We start from the raw sequence: 16,462 nt of genomic DNA, 5'->3' as shown, positions 1-16,462 counted from the left end.
TGGCCTTCACAACTATTGCGTATTTCACGGTATACCGACCGAACTCCGTTACGAATTAGGCATCTTTGGGAAGATATTCCGCAACATGACCGGCCGATAAATGAATGTGATTTAGTTAGACACGGGCACAAAATGTGCCTTTTACAAAAATAATCCATCAAAACATTCGTTTTTGAAAATAAGTTTGTAGTATTGAAACCGAACAAACTTGTAAATCAAAACATCGCAGAATTTAAACATGAAAAATTTAACAAAAACATTATCAGTTGCTTTGACAGCTGCTGTCATGGCCGCATGCGGGTCTGGCCAAAAAACGGACGAAGGACAAGACACCACTTCCGCGGAAACTGCTACGGAGAATGATGGATGGGTATCCTTGTTTGATGGACAAACCACCAATGGTTGGCATACCTACCTGAGAGATACGGTCTCTGAAGCGTGGGTTGTTAAAGATGGTGCTTTAAGTTTTAACCCGGATGTACCGCGTGAACAACGTGGCGATATTGTTACCGACGGAGAATATGAAAATTACGAGCTTGAATTGGAATGGCAAATATCATCCGGTGGCAATAGCGGCATTATTTTCGGTGTTCACGAAGATCCCAAGTTTAGCGCGACCTATCAAACCGGTATTGAAATGCAAGTATTGGACAACATCGATGCCAGTGACAACAAAATCGAAAACCACCTGGCAGGATCTCTTTATGACATGATCGGGGGTAAAGAAGTATCCGAGCCGAAGCCTGTTGGCGAATGGAACCAAGCCCGTATCCGTAAAAACAATGGGCAGATCACCCTGTGGCTCAATGGCGTGCAAACCGCCGATGTCACCATTGGCACCCCTGAATGGGAACAGGTATTGAACGCCAGCAAATTCAAAGATTGGGAAGGTTTTGCCAAGTATCCAAAAGGTAAAATCGCCCTGCAAGACCACGGAAACGCAGTTGCTTACCGCAATATTCGGATAAAAAGCCTGTAATTTAATTGTCAATGGTCAATGGTTAATTTTTAATGAGCTCCAGGCAGGAATCAGCCATTGACCATTGACAGTTTAGGTTACCCAAAGTTTAGGTTACTCAAGGTAGGTCGCTTGCCGCATCAGCAGCGCACGATATTTATTGAAAACCGCCGATTTGGACACAAACCCCATGTAATTTCCATCGGCATCCACCACTGGTAATATCCAGATATCCTCCCGGTTCATTTTTTGCATCACTGCTTCCATATTAACATCCATCTGGATAATATCCACAGGCTTCTCGGCTAGCTCGCGCATGGTTTTGTCTTGGTCTTTCTTTTCTAGGTTTTCACCCAGCAAAATTTCAAAGAGCCGCTCGCTGTAGATAATGCCCAGTAGTTTGCCTGTCGTATCGACCACAGGAAAAATATTACGCTTTGTATGGATGATGTCATAACGGCGGTCTGCTGGCCGTTCATCGGGTCGCAGTATCGTAAAGTTCCGTTCCAATACGTAGCGGAGTTTCATCATGCTCAATACCGTACGGTCTTTGTCTTCGTGAGTGAGCAGATCACCCTGCTCGGCCAGCGCCTTGGTATATATGGAATATTTCAATATAGTTCGATTGATCAGGTACGAGATTGCCGTAACCAGCATCAAGGGAACCATCAGCGCATACCCCCCGGTAATCTCGGCGATAAGAAAAATTCCTGTCAGGGGTGCATGCATAATACCGCTAAGCGCAGCTGCCATACCGGCCACCACGAAGTTAGGCACATTCAATTCAATTAACCCGGTAAGGTTGATTCCATAGGAAAAAGCGAACCCCAACAGCCCCCCCATTACCAGGCTCGGTCCGAATATCCCGCCATTCCCCCCGCTGCTGAGTGTAATGAGCGACGCAGCCGATTTTGCGAATACCGTAATCACGGCATATACCGTCACCAATATCCCTACATGCTGATAATCTGCAAAAATACTGTTCGCCAATAAAGCGTCTGTCCGTCCATCAAGAATCCGCTGGATAGAGATATATCCCTCACCATAAAGAGAAGGAAATAAAAAAATCATCAAACCAAGGCTCAGACCGCTGACCCACACCTTTTGATAAGGGTTTTTAATTTTGGCAAAAGCACTTTTTACCCAGACACTGATTTTAGCAAAGTAAATCGAAAAAAGCCCTATTAAAACGGCCAATAAGAGGTAAAAGAACAATGCCTGAAATTCCCAGTCGTCTGTAACCAAGTGGAAGAGCGGCTCGCTATAGATCAGTTTAGACACGACAGACGCTGTGGCTGCGGCCATTAGCAAGGGAATAAATGCCGGGATGGAAAACTCAGGTAACAGGATCTCAATGGCGAAAATCATCCCAGCTACTGGGCTATTAAAAGCACCGGCTATACCTGCGGCAGCCCCGCAGGCCAAGAGCATAGTCACTTCGCGGTAATTTAAACCAAAAAAGCGCCCTGCATTCGCTCCGATAGCAGAGCCGCTATAGGCAATGGGAGCCTCCAATCCGGCGGACCCGCCAAACCCTACCGTGAGTGCGCTGGTGATAATCTGCGAATAAATATTATGCACCTGAATACGGCTGGATTTGCGGGAAATAGCATAAATAATCGGAGTCATGCCGTGTTCGAAGGTCCCTTTTCGGATAAATCGGCGTACATAAAGTACACTAAGCAAGATACCGATAAGGGGAAAAAACAGGTAAAGATAATACTTATACTGCCATTGTAAATCGTCCTGCAAAAAGGCTGCAATGTAGTGCGTAAGCCCCTTTAGGGCTGCGGCCGCCAGTCCGCCAACAATGCCTACCACCACTGCCAGCAACACCATAAAATTGCGGTTGGAAATCTTCTGCATCCGCCATTGGTTGAGCCGGTAAATGATATGCCGTTGCCGCCTTTCCATTATTAACCACAATTACCTATTAACAATTAGCCATTAACCATTTATTCAAATCCCATTACGTCCTTCTTCTTTTTTGACTTGAATCGTTTGGGAATCGACTCTTTAATTTCCTTTTCCAATGCATCAATGGCCAGTTTTTTCAAGAAGTTATGTGTGGTCACCAAACTGATTTCCCGCACGGGCTCGGGCGACTTGAAATAACGAACGCGGGCCAATTGATCTTCGTCAAAGTCTTCAATACTTAGCTCCGGCAGGATCGTCGTTCCGGAGTTGCTGTCGACCATCCGCTTCAATGTCTCCACGCTACCCGTGTTATATTCGAAGGTTCCTTCAGGTTCCATGCTGCGCTTACGCTGGCAGATATTCAATACCTGACCGCGCATACAATGTCCTTCTGTAAGCAGCCATAGCTTGTCGCCTAATACATCATCGGAAGTCACCTCTTTTTTTGCGATCATTGAACTATCGGATGATAGGTAGGCAACAAACGGTTCGTAGAACATCGGGCGCTCCACCAATGCCGGGTCGTAAACCGGAGTAGATAATAAGCCACAATCCAGCAGCCCTGCCTTTAATTCACGGATAATTACCTCGGTCGTGTATTCCCAAATCTGTAGTTGTAGCTTGGGGAACCGTTTCATAAAACTCCCCAACACTCTCGGTAATAGGTACGGGGCAATGGTCGGAATCACACCGATACGGAATTCACCTTCCAATTCACCCTTTTTCAACTGCACTAATTCGTTGATTTTTCGGCTTTCCGTGAGCACCACCCGAGCCTGTTTGATGATTTCAACGCCCACCTCCGTCGGAACAATCGGTTGTCTGCTGCGATCAAATATTCGCGCGCCGATGGACTCCTCCAATTTCTGGATTTGCATGCTCAGCGTTGGCTGGGTTACAAAACATTTCTCCGCAGCTGCCACAAAACTGCGATAGGTGTCAACCGCTATAATATATTCTAGTTGCGTAAGGGTCATGCTAGGAAAAACAGTGTAAAGGTACGATTCTCGATTCTTATTTCATACTCCCCGTCTCCCGAAAGCGGGTGTGCCAAATAAAAGCTTCTTCGAGGATGTGCGGCGTGTGTCCACCACGCAACCTACACGCCCGATCAAAATAGGATTGCAGTGCTTCCCTGTAATCGGGATGCACACAATTATGGATAATACGGGCGGCCCGTTCGCGAGGCGCCAATCCCCGCAGGTCGGCTAGTCCGATATCTGTTACAAGAATATCGACATCATGCTCTGTATGATCCACATGTGAAACCATGGGCAAGACGTGCGATATCTGGTTATTCTTCGAGGCTGCCTGCGTAACAAAGATACTCAGGTAGGCATTCCGTGCAAAGTCCCCGGATCCACCAATACCGTTCATGATATTCGTACCGCCGATATGCGTAGAGTTTACATTGCCGTAAATATCAAATTCGATAGCCGTATTTATAGCGATGACACCTAGGCGCCGAATGAGGCCAGGTGTATTGCTGATGTTCTGTGGTCTCAATACGATTCTATCTTTGTATTTAGGGAGATTACCGAACACTCGATCGTAACAAGCAGCGGAAACGGTAATGGACGATGCCGATGCAAAGCTCATTTTCCCACTATCCAGCAAATCAAAAGTACTATCTTGCAATACCTCCGAAAACATACGAAGATCGTAGAAATTACTATCCTTAAAACCCGAAAGTACCGCATTGGCTACCTTGCCGATTCCAGCCTGTATGGGTAGCAACCGGTCGGTAAGATGCCCTTTCTTTACCTCATCCTCGAAAAATCGGAGCAGATGACCTGCAATGGCTACGGTCTTCGCATCGGGGGGCGCAACTTCGGCCGGACTATCCTGGATATCCGTAAATACAATGGCAACAATCTTGTTTACATCGACAGGTATTGATCTGCGACCGATGCGATTTTCTGGTGCTACGATGGGAATCACATTGCGGTGGGGGTAATTCTCAGGTTGGAAGATATCATGCAGGCCATAAATAGACTCGGGAACACGCGTATTAATTTCAATAATGACCCTTTTTGCCAGCGCAGCAAATGTCACAGAGTTACCCACCGATGTAGTGGGCACAATGCTACCGTCTGGCTCGATAAACGCGGCTTCGATGATTGCAATATCCACCGGAGGAAGACAATGGTTGTGCAGTAGTTCCGCACTTTCACTAAGATGTTGGTCGATAAACAGTACTTCGCCCCGATTAATTGCCTCGCGGAGTACGCGATCCACCTGAAAGGGCATCCGTTTTGCCAGCGCGCCGGCACGTGTTAATTTTGCATCGGTATCGTGTCCCAACGACGCCCCCGTCATTAGTGTAATTCGAAATTCTTCCTTTTCAGCACGTCTGGCTAAGGCATCCAATACCGCCTTGCTATCGCCCGCCTTCGTGAATCCACTCGACCCCACAACCATGCCGTGTTCAAACAATTGGGCAGCCTGTTCGGCGGTGGTTACCTTATCAATCAGCTGTGTTGCTTTAATCCTTTCGTAAGTCATTTCAATGCATTTACGTTCGTTAAATTCTACATACTTGTATGCAATATAACAGTTATGGCGGGACCAATGTTATTATATCAGGTCATAAATTTATCCGTTTTAGACAATAAGTCGTGTTTTCTATTTAATTTAGCTGCAATTTCCGGAGAGGCGTGCCTCTCCGATTTTGCGAGAAATGGAACAGTATGTAAACCGATACTACATTACCGAGGTAGACCGACATCCGGATACCATTTACTGCCACCACGCGGTTATGGGAGAAAAATTTATTCCTGAACATGTTCACAAAAAAGGCCAATTTCTTTACACTGAAGGAGGCGTCGTATACCTCAACACGCCTCAGCAGTCCTATTTCCTGCCTGCCAGACATTATATTTGGATTCCAGCGGGCGTCCGGCACAGTATTCATCCCAGTACACCGGAAGTAATCATGCGTAACCTGTATTTTCCGGTCTATGAGTATGATAATTCATTCTTTATGCAAACGGCAATCTATCCCGTGGACGATCTCTTGATGGAACTGATGATGTTTACCAACCGATGGAACGGAAATATTCACCCCCAAGAGGAAAGCCGATACAGTATTGCCAAATCATTCAAAATGTTACTACCTGAATTGAGTAAGGGGGCACTGCCTTTGGCGTTACCGTATCCCGACGACAGCCGGCTGTTGAAGATCGTCGAATACTTGGACAGACACATAGCCGATACCATCAGCTTTAAGCAGGTTGCTGATCACTTCGGCATCAGCGAACGGTCGCTCGCGCGACTATTTCAAAAGGAACTCAATATGTCTTTTATTCAATATTTTACTATTTTACGCATGTTAAAAGGACTGAAATTGCTGCTGGACGATAAACTCAGCATCAATGAAGTGGCAACAAAAGTAGGCTATAGCAGTTTACCTACTTTCAGCAATACATTTACGAAAATAGTCGGTGTACGACCGAGTGAGTATGTAAAACACCGCGGACTGTGGGATCGATAAAGCAATATCAAACTCAATTATACAATCAATGAAAACACTCTTCATCTTCGCATCGGCAATGGCACTATCCATATGCGCGTGTACCAACTCAGCCAATGAAACAAACGATTCATTCGAATGGATTCAACTCTTCAATGGGAAAGACCTCAATGATTGGACGGTCAAAATCGCAAAACATGAAGTTGGCGAAAACTATGCCAACACTTTTCGTGTAGAAGACAGCCTATTAAAAGTACGGTATGATGGATATACCGACTTTGACTTTCAATATGGCCACATTCACTACAATACCCCGTTCTCGGCTTATCTGTTGCGCGTTGAATACCGCTTCGTGGGCGAGCAGGCACCCGGCGGTGAAGGATGGGCTTGGCGTAACAGCGGAGCCATGCTGCATGGGCAGGATCCCCGTACCATGTTGAAAGATCAAGATTTCCCCATATCCATAGAAGGGCAACTGCTGGGAGGGAACGGCACCGATGAACGAACCACCAGCAACCTGTGTACACCCGGCACCAACGTCTTTATGGAAGTAAATGGCGAACTGTTTACACCGCATTGCACCAATTCAACCTCAAAGACCTACCATGGCGACCAATGGGTAACCGCAGAATTTCTTGTGTTAGCTGACTCGGTGGTCCATCATATTCTCGAAGGTGATACCGTGCTTACCTACTACAAACCTCAGATTGGCGGAGGCAGTGTATCGAATTACGATCCCGCTGTGAAAGTGGATGGGAAGCCCTTAAAAAGCGGATATATTTCGCTACAAAGTGAAAGCCACCCAATCGATTTCCGGAAAGTCGAATTACTCGATTTAGCACCTTATATGGGAGACCAAGCAAAGTTGCAAGAGGTACTCAAGCAGTTGAGGAGTGAAGCGAGGAATAGATAATCGGATAGATAATCGAACGAACAAAGAAATAAATGAACAAGCGAAGTAATCGCTATAACGCAAAAAAAGCCGCTCAAATTAATCAAAGCGGCTTTTTTACGTATCTGTAGTATTTATTATGACAAGCTATTCACGTACTTCGTCAATTTTGATTTATTGTTGGAAGCCTTGTTTTTATGAATGACATTTTTCTTGGCCAAACGGTCAAGCATAGAAATCACCCGCGGCAATAACTCCTTTGCTTCTTCAGAATTGGTGGTACCCCTCAATTTTTTTATCGCGTTGCGGGTTGTCTTTGCTTGGTAGCGGTTCCGCAGGCGCTTCGCAGCGTTCGCGCGGATTCTCTTAAGTGCTGATTTATGATTTGCCATTTATTTAGCTAATTTTTCTTCAATTTTTTCAGTCCGCAAAGATATTACCTTCTTTTCAATATTCAAAACAATTACCTTAAAATTTTAGGCGGTACCTTAACCTTTACTTCGTATTTATACCTTCGTACTTCATATTTCCTATCTTTGCCCCATGCAAAAATTAGCTATGGATGAACTCGGACGGCCGTCTGTCGAAGCATTCAGAATACAGCCCAAACTTCCGATTACATTGGTACTTGACAATGTACGGAGTATGCACAATGTAGGCTCGGCTTTTCGTACATCGGATGCATTTGCCATTGAACGTATCATTTTGTGCGGCATCACGGGTATACCACCCCACAGGGAAATCGAAAAAACCGCGCTAGGTGCCACTCGATCGGTAGTTTGGCATCATGTATCCGACACCCTGCAGGCCGTGCAGCAGCTTCGGCAAGACGGATACCGGCTCACCGCAATCGAACAAGCCAAAGAAAGCATTCCCCTCCAGCAGTTTAGGCCACTGCAAACCGAAAAATACGCGTTGATATTTGGGAACGAAGTACACGGTGTATCCGATGAAGTCATGGAATTTATAGACATGTGTATTGAAATCCCGCAATCAGGCACCAAACATTCACTGAACATTGCCGTATCCATCGGTATCGTACTATGGGATATCTACGCCAAGGGCTACCTTCCTGTAACGGATTAAAAGAAAAATCGCTTAATGTCCGGCTTAAGTTTCTACTTTTCGCGGTAAAACGTTAGCTTTGCGAGGCAAAAAAACAGAACCATGAGCGTATTAGTAAATAAGAATTCAAAAGTAATCGTACAAGGTTTTACAGGTAACGAAGGCACCTACCATGCATCTCAGATGATCGAATATGGCACGCAGGTGGTGGGTGGTGTAACTCCCGGTAAAGGCGGCCAGACGCATTTAGATCGCCCGGTATTTAACACGGTTCAGGACGCCGTGGAAAAAACCGGCGCCAATGTATCTATTATCTTCGTTCCACCCGCATTTGCTGCAGATGCGATCATGGAGGCTGCTGCTGCCGGCATCGAAGTCATCGTATGCATTACGGAAGGTATCCCTACCAAGGATATGATCCAGGTAAAATCTTACCTGAGCGATAAAAATTCACGGTTGATCGGGCCAAACTGTCCAGGTATCATCACCGCAGATGAAGCAAAAATTGGCATCATGCCGGGCTTTATCTTTAAAAAAGGAAAAGTTGGTGTGGTATCCAAATCAGGAACGCTAACGTACGAAGCCGTTGATCAAGCTGTAAAAGCCGGATTGGGTATTACCACGGCCATAGGCATTGGCGGCGATCCCATCATCGGCACGACCACCAAGGAGGCCGTCGAGCTCTTGATGGACGATCCAGAAACAGAAGGAATCATCGTAATCGGTGAGATCGGCGGCGGTATGGAAGCGGAGGCTGCCCGCTGGATCAAGGAACATGGCACCAAACCGGTTGTCGGCTTTATCGCCGGGCAAACCGCCCCTCCAGGGCGCCGCATGGGGCATGCAGGTGCTATTGTCGGTGGAGCCGATGATACTGCTGCGGCCAAAATGGAAATCATGCGGGAGTGTGGTATCCGTGTAGTGGAATCTCCGGCAGAAATCGGTAAAGCCATGGCTGAGGAATTGGGTGTAAGTGCCTAACGATAACAGCCAGTCAAAACTTAATGCTTACGGCACCTGCAGGTGCCTTTTTTATTTGATCTCGCTACGACCATTTTATCGATTTCTAATAGGTACAGAGGGAGAACAGCAACTTGCTTGCATATAAAATGCAAGTTGCCTAAGTTTGCGATTATGCTATCCGACACCGAGGAAAATTACCTAAAGGCATTGCTCCGGATCACCGGCGAATACGGAAGCGGCGGCGAAGCAGGCACCAATCAATTGGCAGGAAAGCTCAATGTTCGCCCGGCTACTGCTACCGATATGCTTAAGAAGCTTAGGGAGAAGCGGCTTGTCAATTATGAAAAATACGGGAAAATATCACTCACCGATACAGGACGCGACCTAGCGATTGCCATCATTCGCAAACATCGGCTCTGGGAAACATTTTTATTTGACAAGCTGGGATTCAGTTGGGATGAAGTGCATGATATTGCCGAGCAACTGGAACATATCAAATCCGACGAGCTGGTGGAACGGCTCGATAAATTTCTGGGTTTTCCACCGTTCGACCCACATGGCGATGCCATTCCGACAGCCAACGGCGACTATATAGATGAGGCTCGCCTCACATTAGCGGAAGCCGTGGAACACCAACGATACGTTATTATTGCTGTAAAGGATAATAGTCCGTCCTTTTTGCAATATGTAAGCGAAATTGGATTGGGCATACACAGCCAGATCCAGGTGCTCCAGAAATATGCATTCGACCATTCCTTGGCGTTAGATATCGGTGGAAAAACGATCAATATCTCGGACAAGGTAGCGCAAAACATTTATTGCAGACTGAAATAAGCTAGGCATATACGAGCATACGCACGCTTGTCGATTCATAATTTCAAATCAAAAAAAGCGAATCAATAAAAAAACAGAGAAACAATGGCATTATCTTCCGATATCAATATCAAAAATAAGAAGGCCTTCTTCGAATACCACATGCTGGATACCTATGTGGCAGGCATCCGGCTCCTTGGCACGGAAATCAAATCCATACGCGAAGGAAAAGCAACTATCAACGATTCGTTTTGTTCATTCTTTGACGATGGACTTTACATCCGCAATATGCATATAGCAGAATACTCCCATGGATCATTTTATAACCATGAGGCAAAAAGGGATCGCCAGCTGCTATTGAATAAAAAGGAACTCAAAAAACTAAAGGCCAAAAGTGAAGAACGGGGGTTTACCATCATTCCACTTCGTATCTTCATTAGTAAACGGGGGTTTGCCAAGGTGGAGATTGCGCTGGCACAGGGCAAAAAGGATTTCGACAAACGGGAAACCATCAAGGAACGGGATACCAAACGGGAATTGGCGCGGGTAATGAAAGGCTAACATAATCGATCAAATCACTTCCACACCGATTTCTTTCAAGAGTAACGATGCATTGAAAACGGTACATGCCCCATCCTTTAGCTTATAATCAAAAAGCATCTCGCCATTACGTACTTGAATATCGAAGTGGAAGTTATGCACCGCATCGGGGTACTCGTCGGCTAATTTCGCCAACTGGAGATCATGTGTGGCGACCATACCGACTCCATGTTGGGCAATTAGCTTTTTTATAATCGCTTTCGACCCCCGGTATTTGTCGACAGAATTGGTTCCACGTAGCATCTCATCGATTAGAAAGAAGGTATCCGGTTGGCTCTCCACTGTTTTGAGAACGGTTTGTATACGGTTCAGTTCGGCTTTAAATGTTGAGGTGCTTTCGTTAAGAGAATCTGCGATTCGCATATAGGTAATCAAGTGAAATACCGATACACGCATCTCTTTCCCACATACAGGTGCCCCGCAAAACGCCAGTACAGCGTTGGTCCCGGTCGTACGGAGAAAAGTACTTTTGCCAGCCATGTTTGATCCAGTGATCAGGGCAATCCGGTGATTGTCCATCCGATAGTCGTTGGATACTGCGCTTTCGACAGGAATCAAGGGGTGGGCAAGCGCTTCACCGGTAAAAAAAGGCATTGCCGTTTCTTCGATCGTCGGGAATACCCATTGCGGATGATTTCTGTGTAGGGACGCGAAGCTTCCCAGCACTTCAAACTCAGCAATCGCGTCAAATGCTAGGAGAATGTCCGTTCCATACTTTTTGCGCCATTCAATCAGCGCATATACCTGCCTGAAATCCCAAAGTGCAATCATATTAAGCATGGCCCCGACCAACATATTTAATCGGTAATCCAGCCGATCGATCAACGTTGCCAATTTCTTGAATATCAATGAAACAGGTACATTTCCCACTGTAGAACCCAAAGACGAAAACAGCATCCTGCTCCGTTGGCTTTGCCACACTCTATTTTCAACCAATTCAAAGGCGGCCGCAAAGGCGTTGAGCAAACGACCTGCCTTGTCGGTGAGACTTGCTACTTGGTTTACTTTTCTGCCATATCCAACTGCAGCCAATAGATGCGCAATGGCGAAAAACAGGGTTATCCCTGAAAAAACCGGAATAAATAAGGCTGTAACAACGAGCGTCGCCATCAACCACGGTACTACTTTTACATATAACCGTAGGATCCGGCTGCCGAACGAATTATCCGAATTACGTAAAAACTGTGCAAACTGCTGTTTAAAATCAACCGGGTGATGCAGATTGAACCACAATCGGGATTGAAACTCCTGACACCACGCAAGATCGTCTGTCAACTCCTTCACCGTTTCCTGGCGTGCCTTAATATCCGAAGCATGGGCGGGCGCTGACAACCATTCGGCCAGCAGCGTATTGGCTTGAGGAGTAGCGCCACGATTAACCAAGGCAAACAGCGACGACGGTCCGAATATATCCAGGTCGCCGCTGTAGGGATGGCGATTGTCTGCGAACATCCCGCCATCCGAATAACGATTGGACTTCCCTTCGGCTATATCTACTTCATTTTGATTGACCGCGAAAAAACTCTCCAATGCTACTTTCTGCATTTCCAGCCTGCTCTGGCGCCAAACAAGCCCTGCGAAGAACACAATAACCAAAAGGAAAACAACGATCACCCATCCTACATATTCCGATTGCACGGCCATAAACAACGCTGCGCCGCCACCGATAATGGCAGCTAAACGTAGCAGTGAATTGTTATTGATGGATCGGCGCAACCTGTTCAGCTGCGAACGAGTATCCTTTATATTTCTTTGGTACGCATCAAAAATATTTTCCATCCGCTATCACTTATTCACGTGTCTTTTTAATTCCCGATTCGTTTATTTCTCTCCCACTACCATGCCTGATCGCCCACTAACGGAACAAACCGGAACGTATCAAGCTCGATCCGTTCGTATTCATTCTCCGCAACGCGAAGGACGGTCACCATTTTCTGTTCCTTTTCGCCACCAACAGGAATTACCATTACCCCCCCTATCCGAAGTTGCTTCAACATCACGTCAGGCACAAAAGGTGCGCCGGCCGTAACCAATATTTTATCGTAAGGTGCGTGTTCCGGTATCCCCCTGGAACCATCGCCTAAAAAAAAGTGTGGTTTATATCCCATATAGGGTAATACCCGGGTAGTTCTATCGTAGAGGTTGGGTTGGCGCTCGATCGTATATACATCTCCCCCCAATTCCAGCAATATACAAGTTTGATATCCTGAGCCCGTCCCTATTTCCAGCACCTTGTCTCCGCGTTTGATATGCAGCAGCTCGGTTTGGTAGGCTACGGTATACGGCTGGGAAATGGTTTGTCCATCGCCGATCGGAAAGGCGATGTCTTTATATGCCTGGCTCCAGAAAGTTTCGTCGAAAAAATAGTGCCGCGGAACCTTACCGATAGCGGTCAGCACGCCCTTATCTTCGATTCCCCGCCGCTTTAATAGCTCGACCAATTGTTTCCTTGCTCCTCGTTCACGGTAATTGTCAATAAACTTATATGCCATTATGCTCCAAACATACGGAGATTAGGTGAAAAATTTCTATTTTCGCAAGGTACAAATGCTATTGCGGATGAGGTATATTCTTTTGGTTGTCTTGTTGTGCATCGGAGCTGATCAGCTGTCGGCACAGGTGACGAGAATTGACACGGTTGATTATCCGGCAATTGTTATCCCCAAAAAAAAGAACTATCATTTCAATACAGATTACTGGTATACGATTGCAGTCCGTGCATACGCTTATGAGCAATTTCCGCAATTGCTCAACCAGCCTTCGGGGCAACCCTTCCGCACTTCTTATTTTAATGGTATTTTGTTCAAAATAAACGACAACCAAATCAGTTACCGCCTGCAAGCTGCACATTTCAACAACGACATCGAGTTTGATAACGAGTGCGAAGGCTGTCTGCCAAAAGTGGCGGGGAAACTCCAAAACACGACATTGAAAGTAGGTGCAGAAAAAAACATAAACTATTCCCGCTTTCAGCCTTACTTCGGAGCAGATTTGGGATTCATGGTCCAAAGGCTGAGCACAAAAGGGTTTGAGAATACCCCCATATTCGCTGAAGACAACAAGAACGCGCTGTTATTTTCACCTTTTGTTGGTGCAAAACTATATATTGTCCCGCGGGTTGCAATCAGCGCCGAGGCCAACTTCAACATTGCTTATACCTATCAAAAAATAAACAACTATAGCGATGGTTCATTTACCGGCATACCCCATCAAACGAAGCGCTATCGTTGGGAATATTTTTTTGGACCCGTGGCAGCCATCACGCTGCAATACAGCTTTGGCATGATCAATCAATAGGGGTCTACATCGACCTGCACACGTACGCCCCGATTGGGTTTGCTGGCCTCAAATTGCAGCAGAACAGTTTTGACCAATTCTTTCACTTTGCTTACACTCGTACCAGCACGTTCCACCTTAAGCAGAATACTGAAAATGTAGTGATTGCGAACGCGCCCTACCAATGGAGTTTCAGGACCTACGACCCGATGTCCCAACACTTCCCGCAACGAAATGGCCAACCGATGGGCTGCGTCATGGGCGGCGTGCTGTTCTTTATGCTTTACATCTAGCCGGAATAACCGAAAAAAGGGCGGATAAGCATAAATCTTACGTTCGGTTACTTCCGCCAGGAACATACCCTCATAGTCGTTGGCGATCACCTGCTGGACGATGCGGTGCTGTGGGGCATAGGATTGGATAATTACTTTCCCGTTGCTGTCGCGGCGACCCGCTCTTCCGCTCACTTGGGCAAGCAATGAAAAGGCACGTTCGTGCGCCCTGAAATCAGGGTAGTTGATCAAGCCGTCGGCATTGATGATACCGATTACACTTACATTGCCGAAGTCCAATCCTTTGGCCACCATCTGAGTGCCGACCAGTATATCGTAAACGCGCTCGTCAAATGCATTCAATACGCGATCAAAGCCATGTTTTCCCCGTGTCGAATCCAAATCCAGGCGACCGATACGCGCTTCGGGAAGCAACGTCTCCAACTCTTCCTCTACTTTTTCGGTGCCAAACCCTTTACTCTCGATATGTGTGGATCCACAGGCGGGACACACTTGTAAGGGATCTTCGGAAAATCCGCAATAATGGCAGTGCAACTTGCCGCTGCTTTTGTGATAGGTGAGGCTTACGTCACAATGGATACATTTCGCAATGTAGCCGCAGGTTTTACATTGCAGGAGCGGCGTATGCCCACGTCGGTTCTGGAAAAGAATGACCTGCTGCCGCTGGGCAATTGCATTTCCCATTTCCTGAAGCAACGTACTGCTGAAATAAGAAGACATATTGCCTTTCTTGTTTTCCTCGCCGATATGTACGGTCAAGATTTCGGGAAGCGTAGCATCGCCGAAGCGCTGTTTCAACTCAACCAGTCCATACTTCCCCGCCCGAGCATTATAATAGCTTTCTACGGCAGGTGTAGCTGACCCCAATAGTACGTTTGCTCCGTGAATGTGGCCGAGGTAAATCGCCGTATCGCGTGCGTGATAACGCGGGGCCGGATCAAATTGCTTATAAGAAGTTTCATGTTCTTCGTCGACAACGACGAGACCTAATGCCGGAAACGGCAAGAAAACAGCCGAGCGTGCACCCACAATTACCTGATACTCGTTGTTGAGTATTTTATTCCATACCTCCGCACGTTCATTGTCATTGAAACGTGAATGGTATACGCCCAATTTAGTACCGAAGTGTAACCGCAGGCGCTCCGTTATTTGCGTGGTCAGTGCAATTTCAGGCAATAAATACAGGACATTTTTCCCCTTGGCCACCGCCTCTTCGATAAGCCGGATATATACCTGCGTTTTACCCGAGGCCGTGACACCGTGCAGAAGCACGACATTTTTTGCTTTAAATTGTTTATTGATTTCATCAAATGCTTTCAGTTGGGGCTCGCTGAGCTTGAAATCTCCCGTAAGCTCAATGTCCTCGCCATCAAGCCGGCTGACCGCACGTTCTTTCGCTATAAATATCCCTTTTTTAATCAGGGCCGCTATACTGGCTGCGCCACAACCACTGGCCTCCATGATAGCTGCTTTAGTTATTCGGGAAAGGCGGCGATGCAATTGGAGGTATCCCAAAACCCCGTCCTGCTGTTTCGGTGCATTGCTGAGCATCTCCAGCAGCAGCTTCCGGCCCAGGTCGTCGGTATAATCGTCATGCAGCGAAATAAACGTTTTTACCTTTGGTTTATATTTCGGCGCAATCTCTTCCGAAATCAGTATCAGGCCCTTGTCAAACAGTCGCTTTAGGATGGGAAATACTGTTTTTTGTCCAAGTAATTTGACGATATCGCTTACTTTCAGTTCAGGGGAAACTTCCAGGGCATCCAGGATCAGAAATTCCTTGTCATTAAGTGTCGACCGGTCAACTGAATTTAAATCTGCGGCGATGATCCGCGTTTCGCTGGCCAGCTTCAGTGCTGCGGGTAGGGCAGCCTGCATAACTTCGCCGATCGTGCATAAATAATAAGACGACATCCACTCCCAAAGACGAAGCTGAGAACGATCGACTACCGGTCTTTCATCCAGCACATTCAGAATATACTTCGCCTCGTAACGCTCAGGTGCCTTTTGGGTTATATTATAAACAATTGCCGAATAGACTTTATTCTTTCCGAATTGGACAATGACCCGCATACCCACCGCTACATCTGCATTCCATGCACTCGGTACCCGGTACGTATAGGTTTTGGAAATAGCCAAAGGTAATACCACCTCCACGAATAACGTAGTACGCACATCGTCACTGCCTTCGGTAAATTCAAGCATCGTAAACT

General features: G+C 46.5%; 15 protein-coding genes. 8 read left to right on the top strand and 7 right to left on the bottom strand.

Annotated features, from left to right (window positions below):
* Positions 1–238 precede the first annotated feature (238 nt).
* Positions 239–979 carry a 3-keto-disaccharide hydrolase gene (locus BMZ56_RS01950; RefSeq protein WP_090623432.1) on the top strand — a complete coding sequence of 247 codons (741 nt, stop codon included), beginning with the start codon at positions 239–241 and terminating at the stop codon, positions 977–979.
* Positions 980–1,072: 93 nt separating this feature from the next.
* Here BMZ56_RS01950 and BMZ56_RS01945 read toward each other — a convergent pair whose 3' ends face one another.
* From BMZ56_RS01945 to scpC, 3 genes are read right to left on the bottom strand one after another with little or no spacing between them, the layout of a single operon-like run.
* Complete coding sequence (locus BMZ56_RS01945) at positions 1,073–2,872, bottom strand: chloride channel protein (protein ID WP_090623428.1); 1,800 nt, start codon at positions 2,870–2,872, stop codon at positions 1,073–1,075.
* A 41-nt stretch (positions 2,873–2,913) separates the two neighbouring features.
* A complete protein-coding gene (locus BMZ56_RS01940; RefSeq protein ID WP_090623425.1) occupies positions 2,914–3,852 on the bottom strand; it encodes a hydrogen peroxide-inducible genes activator in 939 nt (312 codons plus the stop codon).
* A gap of 37 nt (positions 3,853–3,889) precedes the next feature.
* Positions 3,890–5,380, bottom strand: coding sequence for a succinyl-CoA:acetate CoA-transferase ScpC (gene scpC / locus BMZ56_RS01935; protein ID WP_090623422.1), 1,491 nt, complete (start codon positions 5,378–5,380; stop codon positions 3,890–3,892).
* A 175-nt stretch (positions 5,381–5,555) separates the two neighbouring features.
* On the opposite strand from scpC, the gene BMZ56_RS01930 reads away from it, so the two are divergent.
* Positions 5,556–6,368 (top strand): helix-turn-helix transcriptional regulator, encoded by an 813-nt coding sequence (locus tag BMZ56_RS01930; RefSeq protein WP_090623421.1) that lies wholly within the window; start codon positions 5,556–5,558, stop codon positions 6,366–6,368.
* Positions 6,369–6,396: 28 nt separating this feature from the next.
* Positions 6,397–7,260, top strand: a complete 864-nt coding sequence (locus tag BMZ56_RS01925; protein ID WP_090623417.1) for a 3-keto-disaccharide hydrolase — start codon at positions 6,397–6,399, stop codon at positions 7,258–7,260.
* 116 nt (positions 7,261–7,376) lie between these two features.
* On the opposite strand, the gene rpsT is transcribed toward BMZ56_RS01925, so the two are convergent.
* A complete protein-coding gene (gene rpsT, locus BMZ56_RS01920; protein ID WP_090623414.1) occupies positions 7,377–7,631 on the bottom strand; it encodes a 30S ribosomal protein S20 in 255 nt (84 codons plus the stop codon).
* A gap of 151 nt (positions 7,632–7,782) precedes the next feature.
* Between rpsT and BMZ56_RS01915 the strand changes: the two genes are divergently transcribed.
* The 4 genes from BMZ56_RS01915 (at position 7,783) to smpB (ending at position 10,641) form a co-directional block, all read left to right on the top strand.
* Positions 7,783–8,325, top strand: coding sequence for an RNA methyltransferase (locus tag BMZ56_RS01915; protein WP_090623410.1), 543 nt, complete (start codon positions 7,783–7,785; stop codon positions 8,323–8,325).
* Positions 8,326–8,406: 81 nt separating this feature from the next.
* Positions 8,407–9,285 (top strand): succinate--CoA ligase subunit alpha, encoded by an 879-nt coding sequence (gene sucD, locus BMZ56_RS01910; RefSeq protein ID WP_090623407.1) that lies wholly within the window; start codon positions 8,407–8,409, stop codon positions 9,283–9,285.
* Positions 9,286–9,438: 153 nt separating this feature from the next.
* A complete protein-coding gene (locus tag BMZ56_RS01905) occupies positions 9,439–10,101 on the top strand; it encodes a metal-dependent transcriptional regulator (protein ID WP_090623404.1) in 663 nt (220 codons plus the stop codon).
* An 84-nt stretch (positions 10,102–10,185) separates the two neighbouring features.
* Positions 10,186–10,641 (top strand): SsrA-binding protein SmpB, encoded by a 456-nt coding sequence (smpB, locus tag BMZ56_RS01900; RefSeq protein WP_090623400.1) that lies wholly within the window; start codon positions 10,186–10,188, stop codon positions 10,639–10,641.
* A 9-nt stretch (positions 10,642–10,650) separates the two neighbouring features.
* On the opposite strand, the gene BMZ56_RS01895 is transcribed toward smpB, so the two are convergent.
* Together BMZ56_RS01895 and BMZ56_RS01890 are read right to left on the bottom strand one after the other, a co-directional pair.
* Positions 10,651–12,459, bottom strand: coding sequence for a MutS-related protein (locus tag BMZ56_RS01895; protein ID WP_090623397.1), 1,809 nt, complete (start codon positions 12,457–12,459; stop codon positions 10,651–10,653).
* A gap of 56 nt (positions 12,460–12,515) precedes the next feature.
* The gene (locus BMZ56_RS01890) at positions 12,516–13,172 is read right to left on the bottom strand and encodes a protein-L-isoaspartate(D-aspartate) O-methyltransferase (RefSeq protein ID WP_090623395.1); all 657 of its coding nucleotides are present in this window, start codon (positions 13,170–13,172) and stop codon (positions 12,516–12,518) included.
* A gap of 67 nt (positions 13,173–13,239) precedes the next feature.
* Between BMZ56_RS01890 and BMZ56_RS01885 the strand changes: the two genes are divergently transcribed.
* Positions 13,240–13,977, top strand: coding sequence for a hypothetical protein (locus BMZ56_RS01885; protein WP_090623391.1), 738 nt, complete (start codon positions 13,240–13,242; stop codon positions 13,975–13,977).
* Here BMZ56_RS01885 and priA read toward each other — a convergent pair.
* A complete protein-coding gene (gene priA / locus BMZ56_RS01880; protein WP_090623387.1) occupies positions 13,971–16,454 on the bottom strand; it encodes a replication restart helicase PriA in 2,484 nt (827 codons plus the stop codon). The genes BMZ56_RS01885 and priA overlap by 7 nt on opposite strands.
* Positions 16,455–16,462: the final 8 nt, after the last annotated feature.

Origin of the sequence: Parapedobacter indicus (genome assembly GCF_900113765.1) — a bacterium.
In the GTDB taxonomy this organism is placed as follows: Bacteria; Bacteroidota; Bacteroidia; order Sphingobacteriales; family Sphingobacteriaceae; genus Parapedobacter; species Parapedobacter indicus.
This window is presented reverse-complemented; position numbering and strand designations above follow the sequence as displayed.

Excerpts from the sequence above, each read along its gene's own strand:
- BMZ56_RS01950 (WP_090623432.1), top strand. The coding sequence starts at position 239 with ATGAAAAATTTAACAAAAACATTATCAGTTGCTTTGACAGCTGCTGTC.
- BMZ56_RS01945 (WP_090623428.1), bottom strand. The coding sequence starts at position 2,872 with ATGGAAAGGCGGCAACGGCATATCATTTACCGGCTCAACCAATGGCGG.
- BMZ56_RS01940 (WP_090623425.1), bottom strand. The coding sequence starts at position 3,852 with ATGACCCTTACGCAACTAGAATATATTATAGCGGTTGACACCTATCGC.
- scpC (WP_090623422.1), bottom strand. The coding sequence starts at position 5,380 with ATGACTTACGAAAGGATTAAAGCAACACAGCTGATTGATAAGGTAACC.
- BMZ56_RS01930 (WP_090623421.1), top strand. The coding sequence starts at position 5,556 with ATGGAACAGTATGTAAACCGATACTACATTACCGAGGTAGACCGACAT.
- BMZ56_RS01925 (WP_090623417.1), top strand. The coding sequence starts at position 6,397 with ATGAAAACACTCTTCATCTTCGCATCGGCAATGGCACTATCCATATGC.
- rpsT (WP_090623414.1), bottom strand. The coding sequence starts at position 7,631 with ATGGCAAATCATAAATCAGCACTTAAGAGAATCCGCGCGAACGCTGCG.
- BMZ56_RS01915 (WP_090623410.1), top strand. The coding sequence starts at position 7,783 with ATGCAAAAATTAGCTATGGATGAACTCGGACGGCCGTCTGTCGAAGCA.
- sucD (WP_090623407.1), top strand. The coding sequence starts at position 8,407 with ATGAGCGTATTAGTAAATAAGAATTCAAAAGTAATCGTACAAGGTTTT.
- BMZ56_RS01905 (WP_090623404.1), top strand. The coding sequence starts at position 9,439 with ATGCTATCCGACACCGAGGAAAATTACCTAAAGGCATTGCTCCGGATC.
- smpB (WP_090623400.1), top strand. The coding sequence starts at position 10,186 with ATGGCATTATCTTCCGATATCAATATCAAAAATAAGAAGGCCTTCTTC.
- BMZ56_RS01895 (WP_090623397.1), bottom strand. The coding sequence starts at position 12,459 with ATGGAAAATATTTTTGATGCGTACCAAAGAAATATAAAGGATACTCGT.
- BMZ56_RS01890 (WP_090623395.1), bottom strand. The coding sequence starts at position 13,172 with ATGGCATATAAGTTTATTGACAATTACCGTGAACGAGGAGCAAGGAAA.
- BMZ56_RS01885 (WP_090623391.1), top strand. The coding sequence starts at position 13,240 with ATGAGGTATATTCTTTTGGTTGTCTTGTTGTGCATCGGAGCTGATCAG.
- priA (WP_090623387.1), bottom strand. The coding sequence starts at position 16,454 with ATGCTTGAATTTACCGAAGGCAGTGACGATGTGCGTACTACGTTATTC.